This window comes from Lewinellaceae bacterium, assembly GCA_020636105.1.
In the GTDB taxonomy this organism is placed as follows: domain Bacteria; phylum Bacteroidota; class Bacteroidia; order Chitinophagales; family Saprospiraceae; genus BCD1.
The window spans coordinates 887,868-906,344 of record JACJYL010000001.1 but is presented as its reverse complement, the minus strand read 5'-3'; the positions used below and the strand labels follow the sequence as shown (position 1 = coordinate 906,344).

16 protein-coding genes are annotated in these 18,477 nt (G+C 41.0%); 9 read left to right on the top strand and 7 right to left on the bottom strand.

Translation table 11 applies throughout. The annotated features are described in order from the left end of the window. Positions 1-97 precede the first annotated feature (97 nt). Complete coding sequence (dnaK, locus tag H6571_03285; GenBank protein ID MCB9322742.1) at positions 98-2,026, bottom strand: molecular chaperone DnaK; 1,929 nt, start codon at positions 2,024-2,026, stop codon at positions 98-100. A 301-nt stretch (positions 2,027-2,327) separates the two neighbouring features. Here dnaK and H6571_03280 point away from each other — a divergent pair, with 301 nt between their 5' ends. The 8 genes from H6571_03280 to upp all read left to right on the top strand — a co-directional run bounded on the left by H6571_03280 (position 2,328) and on the right by upp (position 11,255). Further along, positions 2,328-3,824 carry a hypothetical protein gene (locus H6571_03280; protein ID MCB9322741.1) on the top strand — a complete coding sequence of 499 codons (1,497 nt, stop codon included), beginning with the start codon at positions 2,328-2,330 and terminating at the stop codon, positions 3,822-3,824. A gap of 50 nt (positions 3,825-3,874) precedes the next feature. Then, the gene (locus tag H6571_03275) at positions 3,875-4,456 is read left to right on the top strand and encodes a hypothetical protein (GenBank protein ID MCB9322740.1); all 582 of its coding nucleotides are present in this window, start codon (positions 3,875-3,877) and stop codon (positions 4,454-4,456) included. Beyond that, positions 4,456-5,346 (top strand): GTPase Era, encoded by an 891-nt coding sequence (gene era, locus H6571_03270; protein ID MCB9322739.1) that lies wholly within the window; start codon positions 4,456-4,458, stop codon positions 5,344-5,346. The genes H6571_03275 and era overlap by 1 nt, the downstream gene beginning before the upstream one ends. Before the next feature lie 194 nt (positions 5,347-5,540). Beyond that, positions 5,541-6,239 (top strand): glycosyltransferase family 2 protein, encoded by a 699-nt coding sequence (locus H6571_03265; GenBank protein ID MCB9322738.1) that lies wholly within the window; start codon positions 5,541-5,543, stop codon positions 6,237-6,239. Position 6,240: 1 nt separating this feature from the next. Beyond that, positions 6,241-7,815, top strand: coding sequence for a glycosyltransferase (locus H6571_03260; protein MCB9322737.1), 1,575 nt, complete (start codon positions 6,241-6,243; stop codon positions 7,813-7,815). A gap of 12 nt (positions 7,816-7,827) precedes the next feature. Beyond that, positions 7,828-9,162 (top strand): hypothetical protein, encoded by a 1,335-nt coding sequence (locus H6571_03255; protein MCB9322736.1) that lies wholly within the window; start codon positions 7,828-7,830, stop codon positions 9,160-9,162. A gap of 11 nt (positions 9,163-9,173) precedes the next feature. After that, positions 9,174-10,493: a polysaccharide deacetylase family protein gene (locus H6571_03250; protein MCB9322735.1), complete on the top strand. Its 1,320-nt coding sequence runs from the start codon at positions 9,174-9,176 to the stop codon at positions 10,491-10,493. 111 nt (positions 10,494-10,604) lie between these two features. Next, positions 10,605-11,255, top strand: coding sequence for a uracil phosphoribosyltransferase (gene upp, locus H6571_03245; GenBank protein ID MCB9322734.1), 651 nt, complete (start codon positions 10,605-10,607; stop codon positions 11,253-11,255). 41 nt (positions 11,256-11,296) lie between these two features. Here upp and H6571_03240 read toward each other — a convergent pair whose 3' ends face one another. From H6571_03240 to H6571_03215, 6 genes are all read right to left on the bottom strand, one after another. Beyond that, a complete protein-coding gene (locus H6571_03240) occupies positions 11,297-11,815 on the bottom strand; it encodes a gamma carbonic anhydrase family protein (GenBank protein MCB9322733.1) in 519 nt (172 codons plus the stop codon). A 23-nt stretch (positions 11,816-11,838) separates the two neighbouring features. Beyond that, positions 11,839-12,846: a potassium channel protein gene (locus H6571_03235; GenBank protein ID MCB9322732.1), complete on the bottom strand. Its 1,008-nt coding sequence runs from the start codon at positions 12,844-12,846 to the stop codon at positions 11,839-11,841. Between the two features lie 93 nt (positions 12,847-12,939). After that, on the bottom strand, positions 12,940-13,509 hold the full coding sequence (locus tag H6571_03230; protein ID MCB9322731.1) for a TetR/AcrR family transcriptional regulator: 570 nt from the start codon (positions 13,507-13,509) through the stop codon (positions 12,940-12,942). A 34-nt stretch (positions 13,510-13,543) separates the two neighbouring features. After that, positions 13,544-14,617, bottom strand: a complete 1,074-nt coding sequence (paaK, locus tag H6571_03225; protein ID MCB9322730.1) for a phenylacetate-CoA oxygenase/reductase subunit PaaK — start codon at positions 14,615-14,617, stop codon at positions 13,544-13,546. 96 nt (positions 14,618-14,713) lie between these two features. Beyond that, entirely contained in the window at positions 14,714-16,633 is a 1,920-nt protein-coding gene (locus tag H6571_03220) for a response regulator (GenBank protein MCB9322729.1), read from the bottom strand. 238 nt (positions 16,634-16,871) lie between these two features. Then, the gene (locus H6571_03215; protein MCB9322728.1) at positions 16,872-17,312 is read right to left on the bottom strand and encodes a response regulator; all 441 of its coding nucleotides are present in this window, start codon (positions 17,310-17,312) and stop codon (positions 16,872-16,874) included. Between the two features lie 125 nt (positions 17,313-17,437). On the opposite strand from H6571_03215, the gene H6571_03210 reads away from it, so the two are divergent. Continuing rightward, positions 17,438-18,415 (top strand): polyprenyl synthetase family protein, encoded by a 978-nt coding sequence (locus H6571_03210; GenBank protein MCB9322727.1) that lies wholly within the window; start codon positions 17,438-17,440, stop codon positions 18,413-18,415. Positions 18,416-18,477: the final 62 nt, after the last annotated feature.

The window sequence follows — 18,477 nt, the reverse complement described above, 5'->3', positions numbered from 1 at the left end:
AAGAATTTATTTTTATGGGAGGTGTTCAAAAAAAAAGCAGCAACTCATCTGAGTTACTGCTTTAAAAAGTACGATTTATTATTCCAACTAATCGAAATTAGTTTTTATCATCCACTTCTTCGTATTCCACATCGGTTACATCTTCTCCGGCATTTCCGCCTTTTGAAGCGGTGTCATCAGCTCCGCCTGCATTAGATTGTGGTCCGGCACCGGCAGCACCATCCTGTGTGGCCTGGTACATGTCCTGACTTGCTGCCTGCCATGCATCATTCAACGATTTGCTTGAGCTTTCAATTTTATCCAGATCCTGCATCTTGTGAGCCTCCTTCAGTTCAGCAAGGGCTGATTCAATAGCACCTTTTTTATCGGCCGGAATCTTGTCACCGTATTCTTTGATCTGTTTTTCCGTTTGAAAAATCAAAGCGTCAGCCTGGTTGATCTTGTCCACTTTTTCCCTTGCCTTTCTGTCGGTATCCGCATTGGCTTCAGCTTCAGCCTTCATCTTGGCGATTTCTTCCTTGGAGAGACCTGTTGAAGCTTCGATGCGGATGCTCTGTTCTTTATTGGTTCCTTTATCTTTTGCAGATACATTAAGAATACCATTAGCGTCGATATCGAAAGCAACTTCGATCTGTGGAAGCCCTCTTGGTGCCGGTGGAATTCCGTCCAGGATGAAACGGCCTACCGTTCTGTTATCCTGAGCCATGGGACGTTCTCCCTGGAGAATATGAATCTCAACGGAAGGCTGATTGTCTGCCGCAGTGGAGTAAACTTTCATTTTCTTGGTCGGGATCGTCGAGTTGGCCTCAATGATCACATCATACACCCCACCCATGGTTTCGATTCCCATTGAGAGAGGCGTAACGTCCAGCAAGAGAACGTCTTTTACATCACCACTCAGTACTCCTCCCTGGATAGAAGCGCCCACAGCAACCACTTCATCAGGGTTCACCCCTTTGCTTGGTTTTTTACCGAAGAACTGTTCAACAGCTTCCTGTACCTTAGGGATACGTGTTGATCCACCTACCAAAATGATCTCGTCTATATCGTTTTTGCTGAGGTCTGCATCTTTGAGAGCGGCCTCACAAGGAGCAATGGTTCTGCGGATCAGGTTGTCGGCCAATTGTTCAAATTTCGCACGTGAGAGTTTCATCACGAGGTGTTTAGGCACTCCGTCAACAGCGGTCACGTAAGGCAGATTGATCTCAGTTTCCATAGCGGAAGACAACTCGATCTTCGCTTTTTCGGCAGCATCCTTGATGCGTTGAAGTGCCATAGGGTCTTTACGCAAATCAATACGCTCCTGTGATTTGAACTCATCTGCCATCCAGTCAATGATCACACGGTCGAAGTCATCACCACCGAGGTGTGTGTCTCCATTGGTAGATTTTACTTCAAAAACGCCATCACCCAATTCCAGGACGGAGATATCAAAAGTTCCACCACCAAGGTCGAAGACCGCAATGGTCATATCTTTATGGGATTTATCCAATCCATAAGCTAGGGCAGCTGCCGTAGGCTCATTGATGATCCTTTTTACAGTAAGTCCTGCGATCTCACCAGCTTCTTTTGTAGCCTGACGCTGAGAATCGTTAAAGTAGGCAGGAACGGTAACCACTGCTTCCGTGACTTCATATCCGAGAAAATCTTCTGCGGTTTTTTTCATTTTCTGCAATATCATTGCAGAGATTTCCTGAGGAGTATACAATCTGCCATCAATATCTACGCGGATGGTATCATTTTCCCCTTTGACCACTTTGAAAGCAGTATTTTTGGCTTCTTCCGCTACTTCTGAATAACGTGTTCCAATAAATCGTTTGATGGATGAAACCGTACGGGTCGGATTGGTAATCGCCTGCCTCTTGGCTGGAGCTCCGATTTTACGTTCGCCATTATCTAAAAAAGCGACTACGGACGGAGTCGTTCTTCCTCCTTCATCATTAGGAATGACCACGGGATCGTTTCCTTCCATTACCGAAACGCAGGAATTCGTCGTTCCCAAATCGATGCCTATAATTTTGCTCATATTTATTAGGTTTAAATTTTTCAAATTTTGTTCACAACTACCTAACATCAATGGTTATGCCATTTTTTAAAAATGACAAATATTCGGAAGTAATCCTTTAAAGTATCAGTTTTCGGCAGTCATGACAAATTTATGTGTGACAAAGTGGCAGAGATGTTCTTAGAAGGTAACCGTTTTTAACCCAATTCAATGCTGGAGGTTGGTTGGAAATTTAAACATACTCGTATTTATTCCCGGATGAGTTCTTGTTTTGAAAAGTTTTTTGCTATTTGCGCTAAATTTAAAGAAGGGCAAGTTTAGCATGGGGTTCAATTTAAAAGATATTAATCGTTACAGTCTAAGGCTACTGGAAGGAATCCTGTTGACAGGCGGTCTGGTCCGGGTACTTATTTTCTTTCAAAATCGATCTTTCTTTCTTGATGAAGCCAACCTGGCCAGGAATGTGGTAGAAAAGAGGCCATGGGATTTTTTCAGGACCCTGGATTATGAACAATATGCCCCTCCTTTATTTTTATGCGTACAAAAAATAAATGTATGGTGGCTTGGTGCCACGGAGTTCGGAGTGCGCTTTTTTCCTTTACTATGTAGCCTGTTGTCCCTATGGTTATTTTATAAACTCTCCTTACGGTTTATTAAACCCGGAATCGGACTATTGTTCATTTTTTTTATGTTCTCATTTTCGGAGTATTATCTTCATTTCGGTACAGAGGGAAAACAATATGCCTCGGATGTGATGTTTGCCCTCCTGTTATTGAATTTGGCACTGACACAACAATTGCCGTGGGGCTGGAAAGCATTTTCTAAGTGGGCCTTAATCGGAATAACAATCATTTGGTTCTCTATGCCTTCTGTGTTTATTTTGGCAGGGGTGGGAATCTTTTTTATGATCGAATCCTATCCTCAATGGAAAAAAGGCGTATTATTCAGCATTTTGGGAATGGTAGCGCTTTGGCTGGCAAGTTTTGGACTCTATTATTTTGCCATTCTCAAAACGGATGTAGAAAGCGATTACCTGCAAAATTACCATAGCATTTATTTTCTCCCGGGTTTCCCGGCCAGCATGGCAGATATTCAGCAATATGGGACAATTTTTCAGTCTATCTTGGGCACGGTTGTCGGCCATACTATTTTGGCCTTGCTGACAGGCTTGTCAGGACTGATTTTCGGGCTCTTTTTTTTGATCAGACAAGATTGGAAAAAAGCCGTTTTGCTTTTGCTTCCTATTTTGGCGGTATTTTTTGCCTCCACGTTGCATCAGTATTCCCTTATTCCCAGGCTGACGCTTTTTTTCATTCCTATATTATTGATGGTCATCGGTATGGGAATCCAAAAATTATTTGATATCAACCGGATCTGGGTAAAAACCGTGGTCGTCATTTTTACCATTATAACCCTCAGTATTCATGACGGAGCTAAATATTTGTGGACCCGGTATGAAATTGAGGAGATCAGGCAGGTACTGGATGTTGTCGAAAAGCAGCACCTTCCCAATGATTTGCTCTATATCAATCACAGTGCTAAACCTGCGTTTACTTTTTACACGTTACTGCATAAAAACAAAACAAAGTATCATTTTGATCACTACGTTGAAGGAGACTGGCGATTAAATCCTGCTCCTGAAATATTTCATATTAACGAGCAGCCTGCCAATAGAATTTGGGTCATATATTCGCACCTGATATCCGAATCGGCCCGCGTTGAAAAGGATAAAGAAATGGGCGTTTTGTTAAAATCCTTTGAAGTGGTCAAAGCCATAAACTTTAAAGGAGCGTCTGCGGTTTTAATGGAAAGGAAATGAGATGTTGCTTTAGATTTTTAAAATTTTCAAGTAAATAAGCTTTACTACAAATGCACGACATTGAACCCTATCACAGGTGGCAGGATCAGTATGAAGCCTCGAAGGACAAAAAAAGCCCTTTTTATGGTCGTAAGAATGATGAATTCCATTATACCCATAAGGTTTACAACTATTTCATTCACCCCCAATGGGATTTTTTCGGATCCTCCACACTCTACTTGAAGGTTATATTCGTGGATTACGATGCTTCCTTTGCCATTATGGAATTTATTGGAGAATGGAATGATGCGCTTCACAATGACATTATGGAACTAAAACGTAATGTGATAGACGGGATGGTTAAGCATGGTATCTATAAATTTGTACTCATCGTTGAAAACGTCTATAATTTTCATGGTTCGGATGACAGTTATTACGAAGAATGGTGGGATGATATTAAGGATGATAACGGGTGGGTTTGTTTTTTAAATCCACTAAAACACGTTATCGAAGAGATGGAGCAGACACGTTTGCAATTTTATGTTAATTTTGGACCGAAAATAATGTTGGATAAATGGCGGATACTCAAGCCGGAATTGGTAGAACAAGCCGTTGAATTATTGATGATGAAGTCCGGAAAACAATTAGGATAATGCACAGATCAGGATTTATAAATATCGTAGGCCGTCCGAATGTTGGAAAATCAACCCTGACCAATGCCCTGGTGGGGGAGCGGATGTCTATTATTACCAACAAACCCCAGACCACCCGTCACCGGATCATGGGTATTTTGAGCGGGGACGATTTTCAAATGGTCTTCTCAGATACCCCCGGGGTGATCAAAGACCCAGCTTACCGGATGCAAAAAGCCATGAATAGTTCTGTGCAATCCACTTTTGAAGATTCAGACATTATGCTTTTTGTTACTGATATGCTGGAGGAATATGAGGCTAGTGACCCTTTTCTTGAAAGGCTAAAAAAAGTTGAGGTACCTTTGTTTCTGATCATCAATAAAGTCGATGTTTCCACTTCGGACAAGGTGGCTGAGAAAATAAAGTGGTGGAATGAGCAGGTTGAATTTACGGAAACAATACCTATCGCAGCCCTGCACAAACAAAATACAGATACTTTATTTGACCTCTTGTTGGAAAATTTGCCTGAAGGACCGGTTTATTATCCTAAAGATCAGCTCACCGATCGGCCGGAACGCTTTTTCGTCAGCGAGATTATCCGTGAAAAAATATTACTCCTTTACGAGCAGGAAGTTCCCTATTCCTGTGAGGTGATCGTTACTTCGTTCAAAGAGACTCAAACCAATAGCGGCGAGGACCTGGTCAGAATTGCCGCTGACATATACGTAGCCAGAAAGACACAAAAGGCCATCATCATCGGAAAAGCCGGGAGCGCCATCAAAAAACTCGGCACGGAGGCACGAAAAGACCTCGAAGTTTTCCTTCAGCAAAAAGTATTCCTCGAACTTTTTGTGAAAATCAAAGAAAACTGGCGCGATGATGACCAGATGCTTAAACGATTTGGGTATTGATGAGAAAATGAATGAATGTGCCCATGCCTGGAGGCGAGAAGCCTATCATATTGATATGTTTTGAGTTTCCCCGTCTCATACAGTCTTTCAATCTCATTAAATCTTGGACGGATGTATTTTCTCCTGATAAAATTACCACATAAGATTTATTTAAAATTCTTCTATCTTTGCGGTCACTAAAAAAATGACTAAATTTGGAACCACCCAAAGTGGATGTGATCATCCCTGCTTACAATGAGGAGGATTCAATAGGGAAGGTGATTGCCGATATTCCAAAAAACCTGGTGAGGGACATTTTGGTATGTAATAATGGCAGCACCGATAAAACTGCAGAGGTGGCCGCAGGTGCCGGGGCAATCGTTTTGGACCAGCCGCTAAAGGGTTATGGCAGTGCCTGTTTGAAGGGAATAGCGTATTTGAAAAGAAAAGATCTTAACGATCAACCCGACATAGTCGTATTTCTGGATGGGGACTATTCCGATCATCCGGAAGAAATGCCCGAATTGATCATCCCGATTGTCAATAATAATTTTGATCTCGTAATAGGTTCCAGAACACTTGGTAGTCTTGAAAAAGGAGCCATGATGCCTCAACAAATTTTTGGAAATTGGCTGGCAACTACACTTATCCGTTTTTTTTATAACTACAAATTTACAGACCTGGGCCCCTTCAGGGCTGTGAAATGGACCAGTTTACTGCAAATGGAAATGGCCGATCCAAACTTTGGATGGACCGTTGAGATGCAGGTGAAGGCTGCCAAATTGAAGCTAAAAAGCACAGAAATACCCGTTACTTACAGGAGACGCATTGGTGTTTCCAAAGTTTCCGGGACAGTAAAAGGAACGATTCTCGCAGGGTTTAAAATTTTATGGACCATTTTTAAATTATTTTAAAATGCCAATATTAGGAGCAATAGTTTTCATTATTTACACGGTAGCGTTGGGTTACATTACGATCTACTGTCTTTTTCAGTTCAATTTGCTTTATCATTACAAGAGAGGGCATGCAAAAGATGCTGCTAATGCTTCAGCACTTACCGCTGCTCAAAATAAAATTGAATCCAGAAAAATGGTTATGGCCGGCGAAGACCAGATAGAAACGGAATCCGCTGAAGCCGGGGATTTTGATTATCCCTTCGTCACGGTTCAGTTGCCCATTTTCAACGAGATGTATGTGGTGGAGCGGTTGATTGATACTGTTGCGGAATTTGATTATCCGCATGACCGTCTTGAAATTCAGGTGTTGGATGATTCTACTGATGAAACAGTCGAGATTACCCGAAATAAAGTAAATGAATATAAAGCGAAAGGGTTGGACATTGTCCATATTACCCGGTCCGATCGCAAGGGGTTTAAAGCAGGAGCTTTAAAGGCAGCCACCCAGGTGGCCAAAGGCGAATTTATTGCTATCTTTGATGCAGATTTTCTTCCCAAAACCGACTTTTTAAAAACCACTATTCCTTATTTCGATGATGAAAAAGTGGGCGTGGTTCAAACCCGTTGGGAGCATATCAATGGCAACTATTCTCTGATTACTCGTTTGCAGGCTTTGCAGTTGAACGTTCACTTTACGGTGGAACAGAAAGGTCGCATGGTGGGAGAACATATGTTGCAGTTTAACGGCACGGCCGGAGTCTGGAGAAGGAAAGCCATTGAAGATGCCGGAGGATGGGAAGCGGACACACTCACTGAAGATCTTGACCTCAGCATACGGGCCCAACTTAGGGGCTGGAAGATTCATTTCCTGGAAGAAGTTGTTTCACCGGCAGAACTTCCCGTTGAGATGAACAGCCTTAAATCTCAACAATTCCGCTGGATGAAAGGCGGGGCTGAAACGGCCAAAAAAATGCTGCCTACCATTTGGAGATCATCTATGCCTTTCCCGGAAAAGATCCACACGACGGTTCACTTGCTGGCCAGTTCCATTTTTGTTTTTGTATTTATCATCGGCGTGTTCAGTGTACCTTTATTATATTTCCTGGGGGATATTTTCAATGCAGGAATCAGTAAAAATTTCTTCGGTATTTTCCTGGCAGGATTCCTTTCTGTCATTGCTGTTTATTATGTAGCCAATGTTCAGGCAGACGTTCATAAAGGGATAAGCCCCTTAAAGCAAATAGTGAATTTTGTTTTGCTTTTTCCCTTATTTCTGAGTCTTTCAATGGGCTTGTCCCTTCATAATTCCATCGCGGTGATCCAGGGTTTTATGGGCAAAAAATCTCCTTTTGTAAGAACCCCGAAATTCAACATTAAAGATATTGCTGATACGGTAAAAAGCAAGAAGTACGTCAATGCCAAACTTTCGTGGACCACAGTATTTGAAGGACTACTGGCCCTATATTTCCTGGGGGCGATGATTTTAGGCCTCTACCTGCAGAATACGACTTTTTTCTTTTTCCACCTGATGTTGTTTATTGGGTACGGCGGTATCTTTTTCTTCACCGTCAAACATTTGCGGGTCGCAGGGTAGGAATAAGACAGTATGTCGAAAATAGCATTTAATAAAGGATCCATTGCCTTGGGGGGGCTATTTATGATACCTCTGTTGGTATTGGGCTTCCTGGCAGGTCAATCTGACTTTGAGCTTATTTTTGGGGGATATGCTTTTGCTTTTTTTGCTTTTTTTATGATTTGGCAGAGGGCAAAAACGGAGGATCTGCCTTTTTATTTTATGCTCGCCCTGCTGGTTCGTTTTTTTTTGATTTTTGCTTTTCCACAACTTTCTGATGATATCTACCGGTTCATCTGGGACGGTCGCCTGATCTGTCATGGTCATAATCCTTTTAATTATTTGCCCGATGAAATCATGGCAGAAGGTTGGGCCAGGCCCTGGCTGGATCAAAATCTTTATGCCGGACTCAATTCTCCTGACCATTATACCATTTATCCTCCCGTGGCCCAGGTTGTTTTTACCCTGGGAACCTGGTTATTTCCCCATAGCATTTACTGGAGTACTGTGGTGATGAAAATAGTGATTTTCGCTTTTGAGGCGGGGACTATATTTATTTTACCCAGGCTTTTGAATCACCTGAAACTTCCTGTAAAGAATACCTTATTATATGCTTTGAATCCACTGGTCATTATTGAGATCACCGGGAATCTTCATTTTGAGGGGGTAATGATTTTCTTTTTAATGATTGGGATTTTCTGGCTGTTTACCCGGCGGATTTACCTTTCGGCTATAGCTATGGCACTGGCGGTGGCCTCAAAATTGTTGCCTTTATTGTTTTTGATGTTTTTCATAAAAAGGTTAGGGTGGAAAAAATCGATGGCTTATTTTGCCGTTTTGGGTGTAACGCTTTTGGTCTTATTTATCCCCTTGATCAACGGCGTTTTTTTTGATCATTTTGGAGAAAGTCTTGACCTTTATTTTCGAAAATTTGAATTCAACGCCAGCATTTATTACCTGGTGAGATACGTTGGTTATATCATCAGCGGCTTCAACCTGATCAAGTTCATCGGACCGATCCTGGCAAGCTTGACCTTCCTGGGCATTCTATTGGTTGCCATAAAAGAAAAAGACCTGACCGGGGGAAGTCTGATGCATAAAATGCTGTTTGCCATTTGTCTTTACCTGTCATTTACCCCTACTGTGCACCCCTGGTATGTGCTGCTTCCGCTTGCCCTTTCCATATTTACTCATTTTCGCTTTGCGGTGCTTTGGTCGGGGTTAATTACTTTGACCTATATTAATTACACTTACGACCCCTTCTTTGAAAACCTTTGGGTCGTCGGAATTGAGTATATTTTGGTTTTTAGCTGGGCTGCGATAGAGCTTTGGCGGCCAAAATATTTATCTTTGAAACAGGAATCTTAATCAACCGATTTTTGTCGTCATTTATGGAATGTCTTGTTTATACCACTGGAATTGCACCGAGATTGACCTACACCATGGAGGTTCTTTTAGGGCAATTGTTAGGGTTGAATTTTCGGTTCACAGGAAACAGCGATGAATTCAGGTCTTTTCAAGGGAGTGGTTTGAATTATAGTAGTCAAAGACTTTCAGCGCGGGAAATATTCATTCCGTCATCAGGATTCCTTTTCGAGAATACGATCCGGCCGGTGGATTTGAAGGTTGAAAAAATGGATGAAATTCCACGGTTTTTTATTTTAGATACCCCTGGTGCGGATATAGATTTCGATCTGCCTGCCATGATTTTCTTTTTGCTGAGCCGTTATGAGGAATATCTGCCATTTAATGCAGATGTCCATGGTCGATTTACTGCCGGGGAAAGCCTTGCTTCCAGAAATGGATTTTTACATTTACCCCTTGTCAATATTTGGGCAAAATATCTTCGGGAACTATTCATGTTGAAGTTCCCGGGGCTGGAATTACAGGCCCCGGAATATTATTTTCAGCCTACTTACGATGTTGATATGGCCTGGGCCTTCCAACACAAGGGGTGGCGTTCTGTTGGTGGATGGGCTAAAGATGCTCTTGGTTTTAAAACCCAAATGTTGGACTCCCGCTTAAAGGTATGGCTGGGAAGAGAGGAGGATCCTTTTTTTACTTTTGAAAGATTAAAAGTATTGCACAAGCATTATAATTTGACTCCTCTTTGGTTCTTTTTAATGGGAGAGCATGGTCCTTTTGATAAAAGTATTTCCTGGAAAAACCATATTTTCCAGGAACTCATTAGAAACATTGGCCCCAGGGAAACCATCGGCATCCATCCATCTTACGCTTCGAACGACGATTATAAAAAAATGGAAGCGGAAATCCTGAGGTTGGCTATCATCAAGAAAAGTGCTGTTGAAAACAGCAGGCAACATTACCTGAAACTTTCGTTTCCAACAACTTACAGGTCTTTGATTCAGGCTGGCGTTAAAGCGGATTACACCATGGGTTTTGCCGAAGATATAGGCTTTAGGGCCGGGATGGCCAGTCCCTTTTTCTGGTATGACCTGGAAAGGGAAACCGCCACCTCTCTTCTTATTTATCCATTTCAGGTAATGGATGTTACTTTGAAAAATTATATGAAATTAACACCAGACCAGGCTGTTGATGAAGTTTATTCCCTGGTGCAGCAGGTGAGAAAATATGGCGGCACCTTTACCACTTTGTGGCACAACAGTTCTTTTTCAGCTATTCATGGATGGAAAGGTTGGGAAGATGCTTACCGGAAAATCGTCAAAATATGCCTTTAGCCGGCAACATTTGAAGATAAGAAGCCTCTTTTTTATGGGGCAAAAATTTAATGGGTCCAGGAGTTTAAACAGGACGAAATTTTATTTATATTGAGGCTAAATTTACCCAAAATGATAATCAATCTTAGCGAGCAAAATAGTGTGGTATTCAAGTTCCTCAATGAATTGAGGGATAAAAGCCTCCAGCAGGACAGTATGCGTTTCAGGCGGAACCTCGAAAGACTGGGAGAGATTTTTGCCTATGAAATAAGCAAGACCCTGAATTATGTCGATCACGAGGTTGAAACGCCTCTGGGTATTGCCCAATCCCGGAAATCCAATGATCGTATCATTTTGGCCACTATTCTAAGGGCCGGTTTGCCCATGCATAACGGTTTGCTCAATTATTTTGATGAGGCGGGGAGTGCTTTTATTTCTGCTTATCGCCGGCATCGCAAGGACGGTTCTTTTGACATCAAGGCCGGATACATTACTTGTCCTGATCTGGACGGGTCAACCTTAATCCTGATTGACCCCATGTTGGCAACCGGCGCTTCAATGAAGGTTGTTTTAAAATCCTTAAGAGACTACGGAACTCCTGAAGTCATACATATTGTCACGGCTATCGCATCTGTAGATGGTATAAATTATCTTCGCGGGCAATTTCCTGATATTACCATTTGGGTAGGGGCCATAGATGAAGAGTTAACAGGAAAGTCTTATATCGTTCCAGGGCTTGGGGATGCGGGGGATCTTTGTTATGGTGCTAAATTACAAGAGTGAAAAATCCCGTTAACCTTTTTTCTTTAGTCTTTAGCCTTTTTTTATTCCTCTTTGTACCAGCCTGAATATTTGATGTAACTTTGCGCCAAGGTTTCAAATTTTTCTTTGAGGATTCCAGGGTTCATTGATTTAACTTTTTTTGCCGGAACCCCCGCGTAAATTCCTCCCGACTCACACACCATATTTTCAAGGATAAGGGCACCGGCTGCGATCAGACAATTTTCTTCGATCACGGCATTGTCCAAAACGATTGCGCCCATACCTATGAGTACATTATCCTTTATGGTACAGCCGTGTACCATGGCCTGGTGGCCGATAGAAACGTTATTCCCGATAGTGGTAGAGAATTTTTCGAAAGTGCCATGAATGACTGCACCATCCTGGATGTTCACATTGTCACCCATTCTAATGCTATTGACATCTCCCCGAATCACTGCCTGAAACCAAACGCTGCAGTGGTTGCCCATCTGAACATCTCCTACAATGGTTGCATTTTCAACAAGGAAGCAATTTTCACCAAATTGGGGTTCGAAACCCCTAACTTTTTTAATGAGAGCCATTTAAATTTATGTTTTGTATTTGCTTAAACAGTATAATCCTCCAGTAATTCTTTGAGTGCTTTTAATTGAGAATCGCTTCCCAAAACGATATAACTGGAACCAGGTTCGAGAATCGTGTCAGGGGACGGATTTACGACATAACTGTTGTTTGGATTGATAAAACCGATCACATTGGCGCCACCGGTTCTTTTTCGGATATTCATATCTCTTAAGGAGATGTCCCGGCATCCGGCGGGCATATCTTCATATTTCAATTCCTCGAAGCTGATGTCTGATTCTTTATCTCTTGTGATGAAACTAAAAAACTCCACTGCCCCCGGTTTACTGACCAAGGTAGCCATATAATAACCTCCAATCTGCTCTGGCATTATGACGTGTGTGGCGCCCGCGAGTAATAATGTCTTTTGTGATTTTATTTGTGAAGCCCGGCTGATGATGTTGATATTTGGGTTCATATTTTTGGCTGTAATGACGATAAAAACATTTTCAGAATCATCTGGTAAAGCTGAAATAATAGCTTCTGCGCGATCGATCCCCGCATTTTGTAACGTATCATCCATGGTTGCATCTGCATGGATGTATAAGAGGTTTTCGCGGTCCAATCTCATTTTTTCAATTATAGCCACATCCTGGTCAATGATTACAAAGGGTATGCTATGTTGCTGTAAATGTAGAGCTATTTCTTTGCCGTATTTGCCGTAGCCACAAATGATGACATGGTTTTTAAGTTTACTGATTTTTTTCTGGATCAATTCGTAATTCATCTTTTTAAAAATTTCACCCTGTATGACGTAATAACTGAAAACGGAAAGCAGGTAGGCAAAAATACCAATGTTTACAAGAATTAAAACAGAGGTTAACATCTGGCCGCTGGGGCTTAATGGCCTGATTTCAGAAAAGCCTACCGTTGAAATGGTAATGATGGTCATGTAAAAAGCTTCTCTCAGGGTATAGCCTTCCAATTGAATATAACCTCCAATTCCCAGGATCAATTCAGCAACCATAAGCCAGATGGCTAATCTTAGGCTCAAAAATGAGGATTGCTTTTTTTTAATCTGTGTATTTTCCCCAATAACTCTTCTCGTATTCATCAATAAAATTAATTGCTTGCTGCAAAATTAAGATTATTTCGTGATGCCGGACATTAATATTTTTTTCATATCATTTTCCAAGGCTTTAAGGGAGGATTTCTCTGCCGGTTTGTACCAATCATAAATCCATCGCACGGATGAAAGAATGGTGTATAGAATTACTGCAGGTTCTATCGATTTGATTTCTTCATTTTCAATTCCGTTTTTGATAATGGCCTTAAATCGGTTTTCATAGGCTTTTCGGATACTTTTAAATTCACCAAGGTGGGGTTCGTTCAAATGACGCCATTCATCGTTGAAAGCAGTGATGGAGGTTACATCTGTCATAGCCGTCTGGATGTGCAGGTTAATGAGGGTTTTTATTTTTTCGGTGTTGGATATGTTCTGTCGCTCAACCGACTCCAATGTATCCAAAAAACGCTGGGCTGTTTCAAAACAAATATCTTTTAAAATTTCTTCCTTCCCGCTGATGTGGTTATATAAGCTGGAGGCTTTAAGGTTTACCGCTTCAGCGAGATCCCTCATAGAGGTAGAAGCGTATCCACGGTCTCTGAAAAGTGTGGCGGCTGCAATCTGAATCTCTTCTTTCTTCGATTTTATCATGGATTGATTTCCCGTGGTTTAAAGGTTTATCACATCACGCATCAAAATCTACGCTTATTTTTTTAGATTTTGGCCTGGCCTGGCAGGTGAGAATATATCCCGATTCCAATTCATCTTCTTCCAGTGCATAATTGACATCCATGTTAGCTTCTCCTTCGGTTAGTTTAGCTCTGCAGGTGCAACATACGCCCCCCTTGCATGAAAATGGAAGGTCGTGTCCTGCTCTGGAGGCCATTTCGAGAATGGTTCCGTCGCTGGTGGGGGATTCGATAGAAAAGGATTTATTATCTATCTTAATATTAAGTTGAACTTTAAAAACCTCCCTGGAAATGGAAACAGGGGTGTTTCGTTCAATTTTTTGATCAGGAGCCGTGAATAATTCAAAATGAATTTTAGCAGAAGGGACTCCTGCTGTCAGCAGGCCTTGGCGGATGTCCTCCGTCATGTCAGATGGTCCGCAAATGAAAAAGGAATCAATGGTTTTGGGATCAATTAGTTTTTCACAAAAGGCCTTGCATTTATCCTGGTTTATTCTTCCGTAAAAAAGGTCATTTCCCGGATTTTCCTGGCTTAGGATATGATAAATGCCGAGCCTGTTCATAAACTTATTTTTTAGCGCGGATAGCCGCTCGCTAAAAATGATTGAGTTCTCGGTCTTATTGCCGTAAAACAAAGTAAACTGGCTCTCTTCATTGCTTTCAAGAGTGGATTGGATAATAGAAATAATGGGGGTGATGCCACTTCCTGCTGCAAAGGCAACATAATTTCCTTTTGTCGATACATTTTTTCCAAAACCGAATTTTCCGGATGGAGGCATGACTTCAAGTTGATCTCCTGCTTTTAGGATCGTATTGGCAAAAGAAGAAAATAGTCCGCTTTCTATTTGTTTGATGGCAACCCTAAGTTCGTTTTCCGAAGGGCTGGAGCAAATAGAGTAGGAGCGTCTGATTTCTTCCCCGTTGATGGTTGTTTTGAGTACAAGATGCTGACCGGGGAAATAGGAAAATTCTGTGGAAAGGTCAGCAGGAATATCAAATGCAACAGATACACAATCTTCTGTTTCTTTATTGACGTCCCTGATATTTAAGGTATGGAATCTTGACATAATTTAGGAATGGTTTTTGAATTTGCGCAAAAGTACGAATGAACGTTCGTTTGTGCAATTTAATCCATCCTAAAAACGGGTACCTATCCAGGTTTATTTTTATTGGAGCAAAAAAAGGATTTTTTCGAATAGTTGGTTATGGATAAAAGGTTTTTCGAGGTATTCATTCATCCCGGCTTCAAGGCATAGGGATTTTTCCTGGCTGGAAGGGTAGGAGCTGATCCCCAGGATGGGAGTTGTTTTATGTTTCCTAATTAGCCGTGCTGTTTCAATGCCATCTATATCGGGAAGATTTACATTGATCAGAATCAAGTCGAAAAATCTCCTTTTTAGCGCTTCAATAGCGGCTTTACCGGAAGGCACAACCTCCACGGAAATTTTTCCTGACCATGCGGTCAGTGTTTTTTTCAAAACAATTTGATTCATGACATGATCTTCTACCAACAGGAAATTGACGGGGCTCGAAATCTGTTCGCCATCGGCCTTTTTTTCGATCTTTTCAACAGGGAAAGTAACGGTAATGGTATTTAATCTCGCCCTTTTTACGGTTAATCTGGCATCCGATCTAAGTAAGTGATAGGCATTAGTGACGATGTCCAATGGATGAACCTGTAGCAGGTTTGGGATATTTTCCAGCCTGAAAACATTGGGTTCTCTGCTCAGTTTGCCGGTTTCGTTGATTTCGGTTGGATCGCCCTTGAAAATTATACTGAATTGAAGCACGGAAACGGGGTGTTCCAGGTATTCAATGTCAACGTTGATATCCTGGTTTTCCTCATTAAAGGCAATGGCTTGTAATAAAAGGTTAAAAATAGCGATTCGAATATCCTTTCGGGATCCGTACAGGTTTTCAGGAGGATTGTTTCTCAGGTGGAAATTTACAACCGTTTTGGATAGTAATTTCTGTAGTTGAAATAGATTTTTGATATCCTCGGCCAGTTCTGATGTAATAAATTCCTGGTCAGGCGCCGGATTGGTTTGCGCCAGTATTGGGAGCAGGTTTTGAAGACTACTGGTCAATTTTGTATAATTTCCCAGGGCCAGGGCTATGTTTTTTACCAAATCTAATTGGACGGGGTTAAGGTCAGAATTTAACAATTCTGAAAGATACCCTGTAGAAATCGCCAGGTATTCAAAAAAGTTGAAATTTTTTGGGATAGCTGAGGAATATTCGAGTTTAAGACCAGAAGGAATTTGTTCAGTCTGATCATTATTTGTAACATGGTTAACAGAGCCTTCGGTCAACTCCTGAAGATTTCCAAAAAGGATGATGTTATTTGTGGTTTCATCGTATTTGACGTGAACCCTCAGGCTAAGGAGTTTTATTTGCCGGCCATTAACCAAAATCCTGTGTTTAATTTTGGTCAGCTCGCCGGTCTTGATAGCGCTTTCAAAAAAGGCTTCAACCTTTTGCCTGTCTTCAATATGTACGTACCTTAGAAAATCAGAAAGACTGGGAGTGAAACTTTGGGGAGAAAAGCCAAAAATATCGAACATCTCATCAGACCATTTCATTTTATTGCTGACGATATTCATTTCCCAATTGGTGTATTTTCCTATTTTTTGGGCTTCTCTGTATCTTTTTTCCTTTATGGATAGTTGTTGGTTTTTTTCCAATAATTTAGCCTGGCTTTTAAATCTTTGGATCGAATATTTTATGGCACTGGCCAGCCTCTCCTCGTTGAACTCCCCCTTGACTAGAAAGTCCTGTGCCCCGGCCGAAACGGATTTGATTCCTACGGACTCCTTTTTATCTCCGGTTAATACAATTACCGGGATGTTTTCAACTTTCTTTAAATAATCTGTCAGGGTATTGAAACCAGATGTGTCATCCAGGGACAAATCCAAAAGAACAAGATCAATGGGCTTTTCTTCGAGCAAGTCAAGACCGCCAATTAAAGAAGCGGAATGAAAGAGCTTATATTTAAATGAAGCACTTTTGAGAAATTCTCTAATCAGTTGGACGTCCCTGCGGTTATCTTCAATAACCAAAATATTGATAACCGATAATTGTTTCATGATTTTAAAGAATGTAATATTTGTCTCATTTCGGCAAAAAATAAATTATTTAAGGCCTCTTTCTGTTAAAACGGGTAATGCAAAGTTAAGTAAGTGAGCTTTAAAAAAATAATTTTTATTTTTTTAGGTCAGAAGGGAAATATTCATAGGTTTACCTTTGCTCCAATTGACACCCAAAACCTTATAACAGATCTTGATTTAAAAATTCAATAGAGTTTCTATAGGTTCTTTTTTCCGGTTAAATTGAAGTGGGTAAAATAACGGTATCAATCCAAAAGCCCTCTATTTGTTGGATGATTAAAAAAAAACTCTCGTAATCAACCGGTTTGGTGATAAAACAATTGGCATATAACTTGTAACAATTGATAACGTCTTTTTTTGCGTTTGAGGTAGTCAGGATAATGATCGGAATGTGTTTAAGGTCTTCGTCTGTTTTTACCTTTTCCAGCACATCTCTACCATCCCATTTAGGCAGATTCAGATCTAGTAAGATCAGATCAGGAAGGGGTTTATCTTGATATGGATCCTTTTTTTTAAGGTAATTATAAGCTTCAACCCCGTCAGTAACTACTTCCAGGTTAGTGTTTTTGTTACTTTGTTTAAATGCTTCCCTTGTTAACCAAATATCACCTGAGTTGTCTTCGATCAGAAGAATATTAACCTGTCTTTTACTTCTCATAATTAGTAATACTTATTTGGGATTCATAATGTTTCATTTTCTGGAAGACAAATTAATCATTATTTTACAATCTTTTTATGGCCTTTGGTAATCTTTGTTAGTTTTGTTTAAAATTAAAAATTATCATGCAGCTGGTTCAACGATTTTATCCTGTAATAGAGAAGTACCTTATAGAAAATTCTTTTTCAAGGGACCCACAGGCACTTTATGATCCTGTTAATTACATTCTGAAACTTGGGGGTAAAAGGCTAAGGCCGGTTCTGGTTTTGGCTGCCTGTGACCTTTTTGGTACGGATTATCACAAAGCGCTTTCTGCAGCTTTGTCTGTGGAGATTTTCCACAACTTTAGCCTCGTACATGATGATATCATGGATGATGCGCCGCTGAGAAGGGGAAAACCCACTGTTCATGAACGGTATAATACAAATACGGCCATCCTTTCCGGGGATGTAATGGTAATCCTTGCTTATGAGTATTTGTGTAAAACAGAGGATAAAACTGTCATCCCCAGGATATTGGACATTTTCAATGAAACAGCAATAAAGGTTTGTGAGGGGCAACAATATGACATGGATTTTGAAACCTCCAATGATATTTCCATTCCTGATTATTTAAAAATGATCGAGTTGAAAACAGCCGCATTGTTGGTGGGAAGCCTGGGCATCGGTGCCGTTATAGGAGGGGCTTCAGCGGCAGATTTCTACGGAATTTGTGAATTCGGGCGAAATATAGGAATAGCTTTTCAGCTTCAGGACGATTTTCTAGATACTTTCGGAGATGCTCAAAAAGTGGGGAAACAACCCGGGGGGGATATTATTCAAAATAAGAAAACCTGGTTGATACTCAAGGCATTGGAGATCGCTCCGCCGGATTTGAAGAAGACCCTTCAAAAATGGATGGAAAATGTTGAAGGAGACGATCAGTTGAAGGTTCGGGAAGTGACCCAAATTTTTAACACGCTCAATATCCCACATCTTATGGTTGAAGCAATGAAGCGGTATAAGGAAGAGGCCCTTGTTCATCTCGAAAAAATATCAGGCTCAGGCTCATCAAAGCAGGGCCTGGAAGAATTAGCTGATTTGATCATTGTCAGGGATTATTAAAAATATTTTTTTTACTAATGCGTTATAACACTTTAGACCAAAAACCTTAAAAGTGCCTGTTG

Excerpts from the sequence above, each read along its gene's own strand:
- dnaK (MCB9322742.1), bottom strand. The coding sequence starts at position 2,026 with ATGAGCAAAATTATAGGCATCGATTTGGGAACGACGAATTCCTGCGTT.
- H6571_03280 (MCB9322741.1), top strand. The coding sequence starts at position 2,328 with ATGGGGTTCAATTTAAAAGATATTAATCGTTACAGTCTAAGGCTACTG.
- H6571_03275 (MCB9322740.1), top strand. The coding sequence starts at position 3,875 with ATGCACGACATTGAACCCTATCACAGGTGGCAGGATCAGTATGAAGCC.
- era (MCB9322739.1), top strand. The coding sequence starts at position 4,456 with ATGCACAGATCAGGATTTATAAATATCGTAGGCCGTCCGAATGTTGGA.
- H6571_03260 (MCB9322737.1), top strand. The coding sequence starts at position 6,241 with ATGCCAATATTAGGAGCAATAGTTTTCATTATTTACACGGTAGCGTTG.
- H6571_03255 (MCB9322736.1), top strand. The coding sequence starts at position 7,828 with ATGTCGAAAATAGCATTTAATAAAGGATCCATTGCCTTGGGGGGGCTA.
- upp (MCB9322734.1), top strand. The coding sequence starts at position 10,605 with ATGATAATCAATCTTAGCGAGCAAAATAGTGTGGTATTCAAGTTCCTC.
- H6571_03240 (MCB9322733.1), bottom strand. The coding sequence starts at position 11,815 with ATGGCTCTCATTAAAAAAGTTAGGGGTTTCGAACCCCAATTTGGTGAA.
- H6571_03230 (MCB9322731.1), bottom strand. The coding sequence starts at position 13,509 with ATGATAAAATCGAAGAAAGAAGAGATTCAGATTGCAGCCGCCACACTT.
- H6571_03220 (MCB9322729.1), bottom strand. The coding sequence starts at position 16,633 with ATGAAACAATTATCGGTTATCAATATTTTGGTTATTGAAGATAACCGC.
- H6571_03215 (MCB9322728.1), bottom strand. The coding sequence starts at position 17,312 with ATGAGAAGTAAAAGACAGGTTAATATTCTTCTGATCGAAGACAACTCA.
- H6571_03210 (MCB9322727.1), top strand. The coding sequence starts at position 17,438 with ATGCAGCTGGTTCAACGATTTTATCCTGTAATAGAGAAGTACCTTATA.